Here is a 15,020-nt window from a genome sequence, read left to right as displayed (position 1 = left end):
TCACCACTTGAACGGGATGTAAAGGGCAAGGTCGGGGATCATGTAAAGCACCACGACCGAAATCAGCATCATCACAAGGAAGGGCATGACACCGCGCGACACATCCGCCAGCGTGGCCCGCGCCACCGACTGGATCACGTAGAGGTTCAGACCCACCGGCGGCGTGATCAGGGCGCATTCGACCATGATCACCATGTAGATGCCGAACCAGATCGGATCAAAGCCCAGCCCCATGGCCGCAGGCAGAAGCACCGGCGTCATGATCAGGATCATCGAGAGCGCCTCGAACACCAGCCCCATCAGCAGCAGCACGATCGAGACAACCAGCAGGAACATGATCGGCCCGTCGATATTGGCCGCGATGAAGGCCGAGATATCCTGCGGGATGCGGTAGAGCGCGATGGCCTTGCCGAAGACCTTGGCCCCCGCGACGATCAGCAGGATCGCGGCGGTGGTGATCGCGGAATCGCGGATCGCGGACCAAAGCGCTTCCCATGTCAGGGTGCGCAGCCAGAAGGCGGTGATCAGAAGGGCTGCGGCAAAGCCGATGGCGGCGGCCTCGGTCGGGGTGAAGGCCCCGGAATAGAGGCCCAGCACCACCAGAAGCGCCAGCGCGACCGACGGGGTGGCGCGCCAGGTGGCGCTCCAGCGTTCGGACCAGGTGGCTTTTTCCATCTGGGTATAGCCCGAGGAAAACCGCGCATGCACCATCGCGAAGATCACGAACAGAAAGACCAGAAGAAGGCCCGGACCAATGCCCGCAAGGAACAGCGCGATGACCGATTGTTCGGTGACAAAGCCGTAGACGATCATCGGGATCGAGGGCGGGATCAGGATCCCCAGCGTGCCGCCCGCGGCCAGCAGACCATAAACGAAGCGGCGTTCATACCCGCGCGAGATCATTTCGGGGATTGCCACGGTGCCGATGGTGGCGGCGGTGGCCACCGATGAGCCCGAGATGGCCGCGAAGAGCGCGCAGCTGATGATGGTGGCCACGGCAAGCCCGCCGGGCCAGTGCCCGACCCAGGCCTGCACCGCGGCGAAAAGGTCGCGCCCGACGCCGCCTTTCAGCAGCACGTTCGACATCAGCAGGAACAGCGGCACCGCCAGAAGGATGAACCCATCCAGCGTCGACAGGATGGCCTGCGGCGCCATGAGCGGGGAAAAGTCCCCCGCAATCAGCATACCCAGACCCAGACCGCCCAGGGCAAAGGCCACGGGCACGCCCAGCAGAAGCAGCACGAAGAGCGTGCCGAGAATTACGATGATGGTCATTCGTGGGTGCTCCCCAATCCGGGATCGGTCGCGGCGGGCAGGCGCAGCAGCTCGACCACGGATTGCACGGCCAGAAGGGCAAAGCCCACGGGGATCGACAGTTCGGTGATCCAGATGGGCAGGTTCAGAAGCGATCCGGTGGTGCGGCCGCGCTGGAAGCTGTCCCAGAAAATCTCGGCCCCCCAGAAGGTCACGATGGCGGAAAAGACGATCACGAAGATCAGCGCCAGCGCCGCGCAAAGCCGTTGCAACCCGGTGGGCATCAGGGCGGTCAGCGCGTTCACGGTGATGTGCCGGCGCAACGTCAGCACCTGCGCCATGGCCAGAAGACAGCCCCAGATCAGGCAGAGCTGCGACAGCTCGGCCGCCCAAATCGTGGGCTTGATGAAGAAATAGCGCGCGACGACCTCATAGGTCAGCATCGCGCCCGTGGCCGCCATCAGGCAGGCGCCGAAAAGCCCTGCTGCCAGGGAGATACGCGTGATGATCTGCATGCCGGATCAACATGGGCGGTCACGGGGACCGCCCAGGCTCCTTCATTGGATGGAAAAGGGATCAGGACCCGCCGGAGACGGAATCGAGGATGCGTTTGCCCGCGTCGCCCGTCGCTTCGAGATAGGCGTCATAAACGGGCTGCGCGACGGCTTTCCATGCGGCCAGATCCTCGTCGGTCAGTTCCACGATGGTCATGCCGTTTTCCTTGGCGGCGGCGTAAGCATCGGCTTCGATCTGCGCCATGCGGTCGCGCACATCGTCCTGCGCCACGGCGGCGGCATCGCGGATATGGCCCTGGATTTCCGGCGACAGGCCGTTCCACCAGTCGGTGTTGACCACCACGACGAATTCGATGTCGGCATGGTTGGTCACGGTGATGGTATCCATCACCTCCCACAGCTTGCGCGATTTCACGCCAGAGACGCCGGTCATGCCCACGTCAACCGTGCCGCGCTGATAGGCGAGGTATTGTTCCGAACCCGAAATCAGCGTCGGCGCGCCGCCAGCGGCGCTCACGAAATCGCCCAGTGTCTTGCCAAAGACGCGGACCTTCTTGCCCTCCAGATCGGCGGGGGTGCGGATCGGGCCGCCCTTGGACAGCATGATCGCGCCGCCATAGGCCTGCCAGAACAGGATCTGGCCGCCGGTCTTGGCGACCTCTTCCTCGATCACGCTGCGCACGACCGAACCTTCGGCAACGGCGGCGCGGACCTTTTCTTCGGTGTTGAAGAGGAAGGGCATATAGAAGACATCGACCACCGGCGCATCGCCCACATAGCGGGTGAGCGAGGCGACACCGGCTTCGATCGAACCGGAACCCACCGCGGCGGGTACTTCCTTGTCGCGATAGAGCGTGGCGCTGTCATAGATCTCGACGTCGATGGCGCCGCCGGTGCGTTCTTCCACTTCCTTTTCGAACAGCACCAGGTTTTCACCCAGGTGGCTGGTCAGCGGCAGCTGCAGCGAAATGCGCATCTTTTCTGCCGCCGTTGCGGATGTGGCAAGCGCCGCAAGAACGGCGGTTGTGCACAGAACCTGTTTGAACATGTTTTCTCCTCCCGTTTTGATTGCGGGAGACTGTACCCAGCTTGCGTAGGCTGGCAACGGGTTTTTTTACCGGCTGCGCACCGACCCCAGCGCCAGCTGCCGATCAGGCGAGGACCGGCGTGCGTTTCCAGGCGGCGGGGCCTGTCTTGTGGATCGAGTTGCCTTGGGTATCGACGGCGACGGTGACGGGCATGTCTTCGACCTGCAGTTCATAGATCGCCTCCATCCCCAGGTCCTGGAAGGCCACCGGCTTCGCGGCCTTGATGGCCTTGGAGACAAGATAGGCCGCACCGCCCACGGCGATCAGATAGGCCGCCTTGTGCTTGGCGATGGCCTCAAGCGCGACGGGGCCGCGTTCGGCCTTGCCGATCATCAGTTTCAGGCCGGTATCGGCCAGAATGCGGTCGGTGAACTTGTCCATCCGCGTGGAGGTGGTGGGGCCTGCGGGGCCGATCGCCTCGTCCCCCACGGCGTCCACGGGACCGACGTAATAGATCGCGCGGCCATTCAGGTCGACGGGCAGCGGTTCGCCCTTGTCCAGAAGGTCGATCATCCGCTTATGGGCGGCGTCGCGGCCGGTATAAAGCGTGCCCGACAGAAGCAGCGTCTGGCCCGGCTCCAGCGTGGCAAGCACCTCATCCGTGAGGTTGTCGAGGTCAAGCCGGCGGGCATGCGCGCTGGCGGCATCCAGCAGGATCTCGGGCCAGAGCGACAGGTCGGGCGGGGTGAATTCGGCCGGGCCGGAGCCATCCAGCGTGAAATGCACATGCCGCGTGGCCGCGCAATTGGGGATCAGCCCCACGGGCAGGGACGCGGCGTGGGTCGGGAAGGACCGGATCTTGACGTCAAGCACGGTGGTCACGCCGCCAAGCCCCTGCGCGCCGATGCCAAGGGCGTTGACGCGTTCGGCGATCTCAAGGCGGAGTTCCTCGGTGCGGTTGGATGGCCCGCGCCGCTGCAGATCATGCAGGTCGATGGGATCGGACAGCGCGGCCTTGGCCAGCGCCATGGCCTTGTCGGCATTGCCGCCCACGCCGATGCCAAGGATGCCCGGCGGGCACCAGCCCGCGCCCAGGGTTTCGACCGTGTCGACCACCCAATCGGCGATCGAACCGGACGGGTTCAGCGTGGTGAACTTCGCCTTGTTCTCGGACCCGCCGCCCTTGGCTGCGACTTCGACCTCGATCTTGTCGCCCGCGACCATTTCGACGGTCAGCATGCAGGGCGTGTTGTCGCCCGAGTTTTTCCTGTCGCCGAACGGGTCCACCACGACCGAGGCGCGCAACGGGTTGGTGTCGCGCAGATATCCCTGCCGGGTGCCTTCGTCGCAGATCTCTTGCAGGGAGCGTTTGAAATCGGTCTTTGCCTCAACCCCATAGCGGATATGGATATTGGCCGCGCCCGTGTCCTGGCAGATCGGGCGGCGGCCGATGGCGCACATGCGGCTGTTGACCAGGATCTGCGCCATTGCCTGTTTCGCGCCGGGGTTTTCCTCGCGCTGCCAGGCGGCGCTCATGGCCTGGATGAAATCGGTGGGGTGGAAATAGGAGATGTATTGCAGCGCCTCGGCGATCGAGGCGATCAGGTCATCTTCGCGGATCAGGGTCATGTCACGTGTCTTCCAGGCTGCGGATATCGTGTTGGACGGCATCATCGCTGCAAAGTTGGTGGCCAGCAACAGCGGCTTCGTCGCAGGGCAGGCTTTCGTCGGAAGGGGCGCTCAGGCCTCTGTCGCGTCGCTGTCCTGGCCAGCCGTCACACCGCTGATCAGCTGGTAAGACAGCAGGTCCGGGATGGTCGCCGGGTCGCGGATCAGGGGCACGCGTTTCGAGCGCAGCCCCTGCCTGTCATCGCGGGCGCGGGCTTCGATCTGGACGGCGTCGTCCAGCGTCACGAAGGTGAACCTAAGCTCTTCGCCGGGGCGGGCCTGGACCACGCGGGGCAGGTCCACGGGCAGGACCGATCCGATCCGGGGATAGCCGCCTGTTGTCTGGCATTCGCTGAGCAGTACGAAAGGCGTGCCGTCGCCGGTGATCTGGATGTCGCCGGGCACGATGACTTCGGACAGAACGCTGAGACCGGCTTCGCTGTGAAACCCGTCGCCCTCGGGTTCAAGGCGCACGCCCATCCGGTTGCCGCGCGCGTCGCGGCGGAAGGTGGTTGTCTGAAACCGCGTGCGTTCTGACGGTGCGAAGAATTCGGTTTGCAGGCTTGCCACGATGCGGACGGTTCCGCCGCCGCAGCGGTCTTCGGCGGGCAGGGTGAAGCCGGTGTCGGTTCGTGCGTCCTCGCCCACATTCAGGCGCTCACCGGTTTTGACCGGTGCCGAGAGGCCCGCCGCCAGATGCGCGCTGTGCGCCCCGAGGATCGGCGGCGTTTCGATCCCGCCGCCCAGATGCAGATAGCCGTAAACCCCGGCCAGCGTCGCGCCGATGCTCAGCCGCGCGCCCTGCGGCAGAAGGTGGCTGGCGTTCCAGGCGATGCGGGTGCCGTCGATGCTGGCCTGCATGGGCGCTCCGGTCAGGGCGATGCGCATGTCCTCGGTCGCTTCGAATTCGCCGCCCATGCCGGCCATTTCCAGCGCCGCGCAGCCCGCGTCCTGCCCCAGAAGGGCCGCCCCCTCGGACAGGGCCAGACGGTCAGCCGCCCCGCCGCGCGACAGGCCGAAGGCCAGAAATCCGGGGCGGCCCATGTCCTGCACGGTGACGCCCGGCCCGGCGCGGTGGATGATCAGGGCGCGGGTCATCCGATGACTTCGCAGGTTGCGCCGCCATCGGGGTCGCTTTGCAGGGAAGAAAGCGCGTCCGTCTCGACAGGTTGAAACAGTACTTCGTCGCCGGGGCGCAGCAGGAAGGGCTCGGCCGCGTCCGGTCGGAACAGCCGGACGGCCGTCTGGCCGATATGACGCCAGCCCGTGGGGGTGGCGACGGGAAACAGAACAAGCTGGCGGATCGCCACGCAGAGCCCGCCTGCGGGCACCTGTCCGGTCAGCGTGGTCTGGCGGGGGATATCCCAGGCGGGCGGCAATTCGCCCAGATACGGCATGCCGGGGGCAAAGCCGATGGTCTGGACGCGCACCGGGTTGGAGGTGATTGAGGCGATGGCGTCCGCCGCGCTTAGCCCGGCGGCACGGGCCGCTTCGTCAAGCTGGGGCGCGGCGTCGCCGCCAAAGACGGTGGGCACGCGCCACAACCGGCGGCCGCCCGGCAGGTCGGCGGCAAACCAGTCGCGGTCTTGCAAAAGCGCCTCGAGCCCCGCGCGCATGGTCGCGTGATCGCGATGCAGCGGGTCAAAGCGCAGATAGGCCGACACCAGCGAGGTCGAGCTTTCCTCGACCCCGTCCCAGCCCGCCTTTTCGATGGCGTCACGGAACGCGAGCGCGGCGCGGTTAGCGGGTTCGCTCAGCCTGTCGCCGAAGCTGACGAGGAAGCCGTCATAGCCTGCGGTGCGGATCTGGGGCCAGGTGGCTGTTGCGGGGTCAGACATGGGGCCGTGCGGGTCAGGATATCACGGGAAGCGGGCGCGCCCGGTAATCCAGCGACAGGGAGCGGCCCAGTTTCGGGTCGGACAGGCGCATCCGGTAGGATTGCGCGGGACGCACGCCGCCAATGGCGCCAAGGGTGCCGCACAGCATGGCCTGACCGTCGGATAAGCCCGCGCCTTGCGCCAGGTCGCGCAGTGGCCGGATCCCGGCAAGGGGCCCATCCTGATAGGTTATCCATGCGCCGTCTTCCTCGATCTCGCAGCGCAGGGTCAGGTCATCGAGATGGGCCGCGACCTCGTCGAAGCGCCAAAGCGCTTGCGCGACCGGTTTCGGGCAGGCCTGTTTGGAGGCGGCGACCGAGACCGCTTCAAGCTCCCGATCCGTGTGATCCGAGCCCAGGCCCAGAAATAGCACGCCGTCTGACTGGATCAGAAGCGGCTCGACCTCGCCCGAGGTGGATGGGCCCAGCACGTCGATCTGTGGCGACTGCATAAGAAGGGATGCCGACACGCGATAGTAAAGCGGCACCTGGCTGGGCGGGGCCACGCCGATGGCGGCCAGTTCGTCGATATGGTGCTGAACGGCATGGGGGTCGCGCCCGGTCCAGCCCGCGACGATCAGATCGTCGATCCGGATGTCGATTTCGGATGTGTCGAGTTTGAACAGCATGAGGTCTTACCCGCTTAGGACCGAAGGCAGATAAAGCGCGATGCCCGGGAAGGCGATCAGCAGACCGGCCATGATCAGCATGGCGATGACATATGGGATGCTGCCCAGCATCACCTCGCTCATCTTGCCGGATTTGCGCGCGCCCTGCACGACGTAAAGGTTCAGCCCCACGGGCGGGGTGATCAGTGCCATTTCGATCAGGACGATCATCAGGATGCCGAACCAGATCGGGTCAAAGCCCTGCGCCACCACAAGCGGGACGATGATCGGGATGGTGACGACCATCAGCGACAGGGTTTCGATGAAAAAGCCCAGCACGATATAGATCAGAACCACAACAAGGATCGTACCCAGCGGCGACAGGCCCAGGCTGCCGAGGAAGGCTTCCAGCTCGCGCCCCAGCCCGGCCGAGGCCAGCGTGAAATTCAGGAACGACGCGCCGATGACCACCAGCATGATCATCGATGTGATCTTGATCGTGCCCAGAATGCTGTCGGTGAACATCTGCAGGCTGATGCCACCGAAGAACCCGGCGATCAGGACAGCACCCGCGACGCCGACGGCGGCGGCCTCGGTCGGGGTGGCCCAGCCTTTGTAGATCGTGCCGATGATGATGGTGAACAGAAGCACGATGGGGATGAGTTGCAACAGCGCCCTGAGCATTTCGGCGAACGGAAAGACGCGCCGTGTGCCACCCAGCGACGGGCGGATCATGCAGATCAGGATGGTGATTGCCATGAACCCAAGCGCCAGCGCCAGACCGGGCACCAGCCCGGCCAGGAAAAGCTGCGGGATAGAGGTTTGGGTCAGGAACCCATAGACGATCAGGTTGATCGACGGCGGGATCATGATGCCCAGCGTGCCGCCCGCGGCGATGGCCCCGGAAAACAGCTTCGGGTCATAGCCCAGCTTTTCGGCCTGCGGCATCGCCACGGTGGCCACGGTCGCGGCGGTGGCGACCGAGGATCCGGAGGTGGCCGAGAACATGGTCGCTGTGGCCACATTGGCATGAACCAGCCCCCCGGGCAGCCAGCTGACCCAGCGGTCAAGGGCTGCGTAGGTGCGCGTGGCGATGCCCGAACGCACGAGGATTTCGCCCAGCAGCACAAAGAACGGAATGGCGATCAGCGTGGCGTTGTTCGAGGTCGACCAGACCTGGTTGCCCAGACCCCGGATCAGGGGAAAGGGGCTGAAAAAGGCATCAATGCCGAAGCCCAGCAGGAACAGAACGATCCCCACCGGGATCGAGAGCGCGAGAAGACCCAAAAGGCCAATGGTAATTGGACCGATCATTTCAGTGCCGCCTCTTCTTCGCCAAAGCAGCCGATGGCGGCTTCGGATTGGTCGAACCGGCCCTTCAGCACCAGCATCAGCGCGGCGAAAAGCGTCAGCCAGGATACGATGGCGAACCAGACCCATCCGGCGAACCAGGGCGCCTGTACCAGCGCAAGCGGCGTTTCAAGCGGTGTGTTGGCTCGGGACGAATTGGCCAGCGACCGGGCCAGAACCGGCCAGCACTTGAACGCGATCAGCGTGACCGTTCCGGCCAGCATGATCATGGCAAACAGATCGAATAGCGCGCGGCCCAGCTGACCGGTGCGGGTACGCAGGATGTCGATGCGCACATGGCCCAGTTCCAGCAGCGTATAGGCCATGCCCCAGGAGGTGGCGATGGCCATGACATAGCCCGAAATCTCGTCCGTGCCGCCAAAGGATGTGCCCAGCCGCCTGAGGACGATGTCCAGAAGGACCACGGCGGCACAGATCAGAAGAACTATCCCTGTCAGGATCGCAATGCGCCTGTTCCAGCTGCGAAGTTTGTCCAGAAGGATCTCTTCCATAAGGGCCCCCTATATCCGTCCTGTGGCATGGAAAACGGATCTGACTTCGGGTGAATGCCCGCACGGGCGGGCGAGGGTGGATGGGCGCGGCGCACCCATCCCGACAGTTTAGTTCGCGATGGTCACACCGACCGTGGCGCCGACCGACTCGTTCCAGCGTTCGGCCCAGTCACCGCCTGCGCGCTCGGCCCAGTCGGGCAGCACCTCTCCGACCAGCACGTCGCGTGCCCGGGCGAAATCGGCGTCCGACACTTCGACCAGCGTCATGCCACGCGCCTCGCCCGCAGGGCAGTCGCCATTGCCGGTCAGGCAGGCGATGTCATTGACCAGCGCGTCCTGTGCGCTGTCCCATGCGGGGGCTTCGAATTCGGCGGCGACCTGATCGCTGATCAGTTTCTGGGTGTCGGCATCAAGGCTGTTCCACTTGTCCATGTTGATGGCGGTCACAACGCTGTCCCAGCCGCCCAGCGGGATTGGCAGAAGATGGGTCGACACTTCCCACCAGCCCGCGGAATAGCCCGAGCCGGCGCCGGTGACGGCGCAATCCACAACGCCTTTCTGCAGCGCGCCCGGCACTTCCGAGAAGCTGACATTCACGCCTTCGGCCCCCAGCGCTTCGAGGAACTTCGCCGTCATCCGGCCCGAGGCGCGCACTTTCAGGCCTTTGAGGTCATCCAGGCTGTTGATCTCGGCATTGCAGAAGACGACCTGCGGCGGATAGGGCGCGATGGCCAGGACATGGCTGTTGAAGCGGTCCTTGTAGATATCGGCCACCATCGGGCGGGCGGCATCGACCATGGCGCGCGCCTCGTCCGCGGTCAGCGCCAGAAGCGGCACGTCCAGCCCTTCCAGTTCCGGCGCGTCGGCCACGGCGTAATCGGCAACGGTCATGGCCACGTCATAGACGCCGTCGCCCAGCAGGCGGAACACGTCGCCCACGCCCAGGTTCATCTGGTTATGCGTGGTCAGGCTGACATTGATGGCGCCGCCGGACGCGGCGGGCAGGGTCTCGCCCCAGAAGGGGGCTTCGTATTGCTTGTGAAGCGGCAGGCCGGACCAGCTGCCCACGACGGACAGGTCTTCGGCCAGGGCGGGGCCAGCCAGCGCTGTGGTCATGGCCAGGACGGATGCAATGCGTTTCATTTGGGTCTCCTTGTTGGGTGTTGGGGTGTGTTTCAGGTAAAGTGCAGGATCGGGACTTCGGCGTCCTCGGCCACGTCGGTGATGAGCATGTGACCGGGTTTGTGGGTAATGCAAATCGGCAGGCGGGCCGCTTCGATGGCCACTTGCGGGGTGACGCCGCAGGCCCAGAAAACCGGCACTTCGCCGGGACCAATCGGCGCGGGATCGCCCCAGTCCGGCGCGGCAGGATCGGTGATGCCGATATCGGCCGGATCGCCCCAATGGACCGGCGCGCCATGGGCCAGCGGGAAGCGGCGCGAGATCCGGACGACCTCGTCGATCCGGTCTTCGGGCACGGCGCGCATCGACACGACCATCTTGCCCGAAAACGGGCCTGCCGGCACCGTGTCGATATTCGAGCGGAACATGGGCACGGTCTTGTCGTTTTCGATATGCCAGACGGGTATTCCGGCGCGCAGCAGCGCCTGTTCGAAGGTGAATGAGCACCCAAGGGCAAAGGCCACCATGTCATCCTGCCAGAGATCAAGGATGTCCGATGCCGACCCCGCCAGCTTACCATCGCGATAGATGTTATAGGCGGGCACATCGGTGCGGATGTCGATATCGCGGCCCATGGTCATCATCATCGGATTGCCGGTATCGGACACGCCGGTCAGCGGGCAGGGCTTGGGGTTGCGCTGGCAATAGCGCATGAAATCCAGCGCGTAAGCCTCGGGCATGATCACGATATTGGCTTGCAGACAGCCCTGGCCCAGACCAGCGGTATGCGAGCCGTAATCACCCGCACGAATGGCGGCCCTTTGGTCGGAAAGCGGGCGCGCTTTCAGTGTTTCATAGGATTCGGTCAATGCTGTCCCCCTGCGTTGTTCAGAGGGTCACAAGTTTGGGCTATAGGATCAAATCGAAAGTTTTTCTCTGAAGTGATCAGAAATTTTTATCGGCGGGACAGGTCAGACTGATAGGCCGTCGCGACCTCCAGCGCGGTTTTTGCTGCCGTTTCCACAAGATGGCTTTTCGGTTCGCCCAGATAGGACGCGGTGAACTGCAGCGGCGAGGGCACCCAGCCCGGATCGAACTCGGCGATGCGGCCCGCTGCCACATGTTCCTGACCCAGCGCGCGGGGCAGCACGGCAAGGCCCAGATCGGCCTCGACCAGCCGGAAACAGGCCGACAGGGACGAGGAGGGAAACAGCGACACATCCGGTCCGACGCGTTCGAACAGCATCTCTTTCAACTCGCGATAGGGGCGGGTGTTGCGCGCATAGGTCAGCACGGGGCGGGTCAGATCGGGTGTCGTTGCAAGATCGTTGCGCGATGCCGCCGCGTACCAGGCCAGTTCGAACCCCGGCAGCGCGATATTGTTGACCGTATGCTCGGAAATCGGGCCCAACAGGATCGCCAGGTCGATTTCCCGGTCCATCAGCCCGGCGCGGAGATTGGTCGAGATATCGACGTTGAATTCGATCTCAAGCCGGGGATAGAGCGCGTGCAGACGCGACACCAGATCCGGCAGCCAGCACTGGGCGATGGTCTCCGACACCCCAAGGCGCAACCGTCCTTCCACGCCTTTCGGATCCACCACGTCGCGTTCCACAAGCTCGGTCAGCTGTTCGAATTTTTCGGCATGGGCCAGAAGAAGTTCGCCGCGCTTTGTCAGGCGCATTCCGCCCGCGCGCCGTTCGAAAAGTTCGCAGGCCAGCGTCTCTTCAAGGTTCTTGATCCGGGCGGTCACGGCAGGTTGGGTCAGATGCAACGCCAGCGCCGCCTTGCGGACGCCGCCATACCGCACCACCGCAAGAAATGTCCGAAGCTGTTCGATGTTCATTCTGGTCATGGGGGATTGGTTGCATGTCTGCCTGAATTTGCACAGACCCTATGCACGCGGTCAGACGCCCAAGTGCCGAAAAGACGCAGCCGCGCGATCGCGCCAAAGGCTGCGCCCGTGAGGGCATCAGCGCGGGCCCCAGCGTCCCAACCGAATGCGGTTCTCTTCACACCAGAACGGCCTCGACCGGCCGCCTGAGCGACATGGGCAATGCGGGCGCGCGGCCGAAGCGGATCACAAGGTTTGGGCGCATTCCCGGCACGCCCAGCCAGTCGGCGAAATCGGGGCGCACCGACAGGACCTCGACCGGCATGTTGAGATGGGCGTTGCGGATGCCAAGTGCCGTGGCCTGCAGGGCGAAGCGTTCGAAGCTGCGGCCGACCTTGATCCAGTTTTCGGGCGTGTCGCTGTCGCCGACGAAAACGGCGATCCCGGCCGAGGACTTCACATGGTCGGTGTATTTCCTGTTTTCGGATTCTGTTTTGAAGACGGAGCGGAAAAGGCGCGAGCCGATGAACTCCGGAGATACCGGGTTACCCGAGCAGGCCGAGAACAGGCCGTCGCCGGTCTCGAGCGCGCGGGCGGGGCTGAACCGGATCCAGTCCTGCAATTCCTGCACAAAGGCCGGGTCGTTGACCTGCGCCGTGTTGCCGGCGATCACGAAATCAAGAATGGCATCCAGATCAGAGCGTGCGGTGAACATCAGAAGGTTGACGCCATCCTCCCGCGCCGCCGTTTCGAGCAGCCTGAGGTCCTCGGCCGACACGGGTTGCCCGTCATAGACCGACCGCGTGGATTGTCGCAGCGGTATCGCCTGGTAAAACGGCCCGTCCTGAACGCGCGTTGGTGAAAAGGCGACGTCGATCTGCGCCGCCTGATCGGTCCGGATGGTGATATCGGCGGCGCGGCCATGGGCGGCGGCGGCTGTCGCGAGGTTTTCCGCGGCGCATCCGAGGCTGACGTAGATGTGATGGTCGTCGGGGTCCACGACCTGGGTGCGCCGGGTGAAATCCGGCAGGATATTGAGGCTGTCTTCGGCCAGCCGGAATGTCCAGGGCTGCGTGTTGTGCCCGTTGGGCGCCAGCGTAGCCATGCGAACCAGTTCCCGCAGGTCAGGATCGCTGCCAAGGAGGCGCCTTTGTCGTTCAACCTCGTCCCGATACCCGTCCATGCGCGGCCACAGACCATAGCCGACCGCTCCGAGCGCGGCGACTGAGACGCCGGCGGCAATGAAAGCCCGTTTCGTGATATGCGCCATGATGATTACCCTCAAACAAAAACCAGACGGCCTGAAAGCTGTGTCCGGATGTTCGGCCCCCTGCAATGCGCAGGGCCTACGAATCACCGGAAAGCACGCACAGCCTTTCGTTGGGGGCAGTCTTTCGCATTATCGCGATTGAAGGAATGTTCTGGATCAACATACGGGCGGGATTTCCGCCCTTGGCGCGCGGCGTTCGGCGACTTGATCTGTCGGGGCAGCGGCCATCCGGCGATGGTGCCGCCCCGATCGGTCTGCGTTCAGTTCTCTGCCGGAGCAAACAGCCCCGCATAGCTTTCGCGCAGCAGGTTTTTCTGCACCTTACCCATCGTGTTTCGGGGCAGTTCGTCCACCACGATCAGTTTCCTTGGATGCTTGAACCGCGCGAGGGATGCGCGCGCGGCTTCGGAGATCTGGTCGATATCCGGTTGCGCGCCGGGTTCTGGCACGATCAGCCCCAGAACTGTTTCTCCGAAGTCTGCATGCGGCACGCCGATCACGGCGCTTTCCAGCACACCGGGCTGTTCATCCAGCACAAGTTCGATTTCCTTGGGATAGATGTTGTAGCCGCCGGAAATGATGAGATCCTTGTTGCGGCCGACAATGTGGACATAGCCATCCTCGTCGACCCTGCCGAGATCGCCCGTGATGAAGAACCCGTCTTCGCGCAGTTCGGCCGCGGTTTTTTCCGGCATCTGCCAATAGCCCTTGAAAACGTTCGGTCCGCGCACCTCGATCTGCCCCACGTCGCCTGGTGGCAGGGTCTCTCCGTTTGCGGGGTCGGTGATTTTCAATTCGACGCCGGGCAGGGGAAAGCCAACCGTTCCTGCGCGCCGTTCCCCGTCATAGGGGTTGGACGTGTTCATGTTCGTTTCGGTCATGCCGTAACGCTCGAGGATGCGGTGACCGGTGCGTGTTTCGAACTGAACATGGGTATCGGCAAGAAGCGGGGCGCTTCCCGACACGAAAAGCCGCATATGCGCGACCAGTTCCCTGGTGAAGCGCGGATCGTCCAGAAGGCGCGTATAGAAGGTGGGCACGCCCATCATCGTTGTCGCCTGAGGCAGCAGGCGGATCACCTGGTCGAGGTCGAATTTCGGCAGGAAGATCATCGAACTTCCCGCTGCGAGCGAGATGTTGGTCGCCACGAACAGCCCGTGGGTGTGGAAGATCGGCAAGGCGTGCAAAAGCACGTCCTGCGCGGTGAACCGCCAGTAATCGCGAAGCGTCAGCGCGTTGGACAGAAGGTTGGCCTGTGTCAGCATCGCGCCCTTCGAGCGTCCGGTCGTGCCGGACGTATAGAGGAAGGCGGCCAGATCATCCGGCGCGCGCGACACGGTCGGGAAGTCCGATGGCATCGCCGTGGCCAGATCGGTCAGCGATCCGGTCCCGTCGGCATTCAGGGTTTCAAGCCGCGCGCCCAGACCGGTTGCCACCGGTGTCAGGCTGGCTTTGCTGGCGGCATCACAGACCACGCAGCCCGCGCCGCTGTTTTCGATGAAATAGGTCAGCTCATCCGTTGTATAGGCCGTGTTGAGTGGCAGGAAGACGATACCCGCCTGAACGCAGGCTGCATAAAGGGCAAGCGCGTGGGCTGATTTGTGTACCTGCACCGCCAGCCGGTCACCGGGCTGAAGCCCGGCCTGAACAAGCACATGGGCCAGCTGCGCCGCCGTGGTCAGGAACTGGGAATGGGTGATCACCTGGCCATCTTCCAGTTGCAGGAATGGTGTTGTTTTCCCGGCATGGACGCCGAAGAGCTGATCGTAGAGAGGGTTGGACATCAATGCGCCTCGTCTGGGATGAGTTTCGCTGCGTTGGCAGAGAGAGACCGGATTTCCGGCGATTGCGCAACCCTGTGAGAGCTGGCGAATTGTTCGTGGTTTTCGGAGACTTTTCCAAGGTCGTAGAGATAGTTGACCATCGTGCCATGAGACTGGCGTTCGCCCTTGTCCGAGATATCTGAGCAGCCCGATCTGATTG

The 15,020-nt window shown here is 63.9% G+C and carries 14 protein-coding genes and 1 pseudogene; all 15 read right to left on the bottom strand.

The annotated features are described in order from the left end of the window. Entirely contained in the window at positions 1-1,275 is a 1,275-nt protein-coding gene (locus tag TR61_RS09160; RefSeq protein WP_050929681.1) for a TRAP transporter large permease, read from the bottom strand. Beyond that, complete coding sequence (locus tag TR61_RS09155) at positions 1,272-1,769, bottom strand: TRAP transporter small permease (RefSeq protein ID WP_050929680.1); 498 nt, start codon at positions 1,767-1,769, stop codon at positions 1,272-1,274. Before TR61_RS09155 ends, TR61_RS09160 begins: the two co-directional genes overlap by 4 nt. A gap of 61 nt (positions 1,770-1,830) precedes the next feature. Continuing rightward, positions 1,831-2,817 (bottom strand): TRAP transporter substrate-binding protein, encoded by a 987-nt coding sequence (locus TR61_RS09150; protein ID WP_050929679.1) that lies wholly within the window; start codon positions 2,815-2,817, stop codon positions 1,831-1,833. A 103-nt stretch (positions 2,818-2,920) separates the two neighbouring features. Then, entirely contained in the window at positions 2,921-4,495 is a 1,575-nt protein-coding gene (locus tag TR61_RS09145; RefSeq protein WP_245626855.1) for a fumarate hydratase, read from the bottom strand. A 42-nt stretch (positions 4,496-4,537) separates the two neighbouring features. Continuing rightward, positions 4,538-5,563: a 5-oxoprolinase subunit C family protein gene (locus tag TR61_RS09140; RefSeq protein ID WP_050929677.1), complete on the bottom strand. Its 1,026-nt coding sequence runs from the start codon at positions 5,561-5,563 to the stop codon at positions 4,538-4,540. Then, complete coding sequence (locus TR61_RS09135; protein ID WP_050929676.1) at positions 5,560-6,303, bottom strand: 5-oxoprolinase subunit B family protein; 744 nt, start codon at positions 6,301-6,303, stop codon at positions 5,560-5,562. Before TR61_RS09135 ends, TR61_RS09140 begins: the two co-directional genes overlap by 4 nt. Positions 6,304-6,316: 13 nt before the next feature. Continuing rightward, positions 6,317-6,970, bottom strand: a complete 654-nt coding sequence (locus tag TR61_RS09130) for a DUF2848 domain-containing protein (RefSeq protein ID WP_050929675.1) — start codon at positions 6,968-6,970, stop codon at positions 6,317-6,319. Positions 6,971-6,976: 6 nt separating this feature from the next. Next, positions 6,977-8,263, bottom strand: a complete 1,287-nt coding sequence (locus TR61_RS09125; RefSeq protein WP_050929674.1) for a TRAP transporter large permease — start codon at positions 8,261-8,263, stop codon at positions 6,977-6,979. After that, positions 8,260-8,811 carry a TRAP transporter small permease subunit gene (locus TR61_RS09120; protein ID WP_050929673.1) on the bottom strand — a complete coding sequence of 184 codons (552 nt, stop codon included), beginning with the start codon at positions 8,809-8,811 and terminating at the stop codon, positions 8,260-8,262. The genes TR61_RS09125 and TR61_RS09120 overlap by 4 nt, the downstream gene beginning before the upstream one ends. Before the next feature lie 108 nt (positions 8,812-8,919). Beyond that, positions 8,920-9,954: a TRAP transporter substrate-binding protein gene (locus TR61_RS09115; RefSeq protein ID WP_050929672.1), complete on the bottom strand. Its 1,035-nt coding sequence runs from the start codon at positions 9,952-9,954 to the stop codon at positions 8,920-8,922. A 32-nt stretch (positions 9,955-9,986) separates the two neighbouring features. Next, the gene (locus tag TR61_RS09110; protein ID WP_050929671.1) at positions 9,987-10,802 is read right to left on the bottom strand and encodes a putative hydro-lyase; all 816 of its coding nucleotides are present in this window, start codon (positions 10,800-10,802) and stop codon (positions 9,987-9,989) included. 86 nt (positions 10,803-10,888) lie between these two features. Further along, the gene (locus tag TR61_RS09105; RefSeq protein ID WP_050929670.1) at positions 10,889-11,788 is read right to left on the bottom strand and encodes a LysR family transcriptional regulator; all 900 of its coding nucleotides are present in this window, start codon (positions 11,786-11,788) and stop codon (positions 10,889-10,891) included. Positions 11,789-11,945: 157 nt separating this feature from the next. After that, complete coding sequence (locus TR61_RS09100) at positions 11,946-13,037, bottom strand: Acg family FMN-binding oxidoreductase (RefSeq protein ID WP_050929669.1); 1,092 nt, start codon at positions 13,035-13,037, stop codon at positions 11,946-11,948. 260 nt (positions 13,038-13,297) lie between these two features. Then, positions 13,298-14,821: a malonate--CoA ligase gene (locus TR61_RS09095; RefSeq protein WP_050929668.1), complete on the bottom strand. Its 1,524-nt coding sequence runs from the start codon at positions 14,819-14,821 to the stop codon at positions 13,298-13,300. After that, a pseudogene (locus tag TR61_RS20150) lies at positions 14,821-15,020 on the bottom strand (hypothetical protein); the annotation flags it as partial. The gene TR61_RS09095 and the pseudogene TR61_RS20150, both read right to left, overlap by 1 nt.

Origin of the sequence: Aestuariivita boseongensis, assembly GCF_001262635.1 — a bacterium.
Lineage (GTDB): Bacteria > Pseudomonadota > Alphaproteobacteria > Rhodobacterales > Rhodobacteraceae > Aestuariivita > Aestuariivita boseongensis.
This window is presented reverse-complemented; position numbering and strand designations above follow the sequence as displayed.

Excerpts from the sequence above, each read along its gene's own strand:
- TR61_RS09105 (WP_050929670.1), bottom strand. The coding sequence starts at position 11,788 with ATGACCAGAATGAACATCGAACAGCTTCGGACATTTCTTGCGGTGGTG.
- TR61_RS09100 (WP_050929669.1), bottom strand. The coding sequence starts at position 13,037 with ATGGCGCATATCACGAAACGGGCTTTCATTGCCGCCGGCGTCTCAGTC.
- TR61_RS09150 (WP_050929679.1), bottom strand. The coding sequence starts at position 2,817 with ATGTTCAAACAGGTTCTGTGCACAACCGCCGTTCTTGCGGCGCTTGCC.
- TR61_RS09160 (WP_050929681.1), bottom strand. The coding sequence starts at position 1,275 with ATGACCATCATCGTAATTCTCGGCACGCTCTTCGTGCTGCTTCTGCTG.
- TR61_RS09130 (WP_050929675.1), bottom strand. The coding sequence starts at position 6,970 with ATGCTGTTCAAACTCGACACATCCGAAATCGACATCCGGATCGACGAT.
- TR61_RS09135 (WP_050929676.1), bottom strand. The coding sequence starts at position 6,303 with ATGTCTGACCCCGCAACAGCCACCTGGCCCCAGATCCGCACCGCAGGC.
- TR61_RS09120 (WP_050929673.1), bottom strand. The coding sequence starts at position 8,811 with ATGGAAGAGATCCTTCTGGACAAACTTCGCAGCTGGAACAGGCGCATT.
- TR61_RS09095 (WP_050929668.1), bottom strand. The coding sequence starts at position 14,821 with ATGTCCAACCCTCTCTACGATCAGCTCTTCGGCGTCCATGCCGGGAAA.
- TR61_RS09125 (WP_050929674.1), bottom strand. The coding sequence starts at position 8,263 with ATGATCGGTCCAATTACCATTGGCCTTTTGGGTCTTCTCGCGCTCTCG.
- TR61_RS09140 (WP_050929677.1), bottom strand. The coding sequence starts at position 5,563 with ATGACCCGCGCCCTGATCATCCACCGCGCCGGGCCGGGCGTCACCGTG.
- TR61_RS09115 (WP_050929672.1), bottom strand. The coding sequence starts at position 9,954 with ATGAAACGCATTGCATCCGTCCTGGCCATGACCACAGCGCTGGCTGGC.
- TR61_RS09155 (WP_050929680.1), bottom strand. The coding sequence starts at position 1,769 with ATGCAGATCATCACGCGTATCTCCCTGGCAGCAGGGCTTTTCGGCGCC.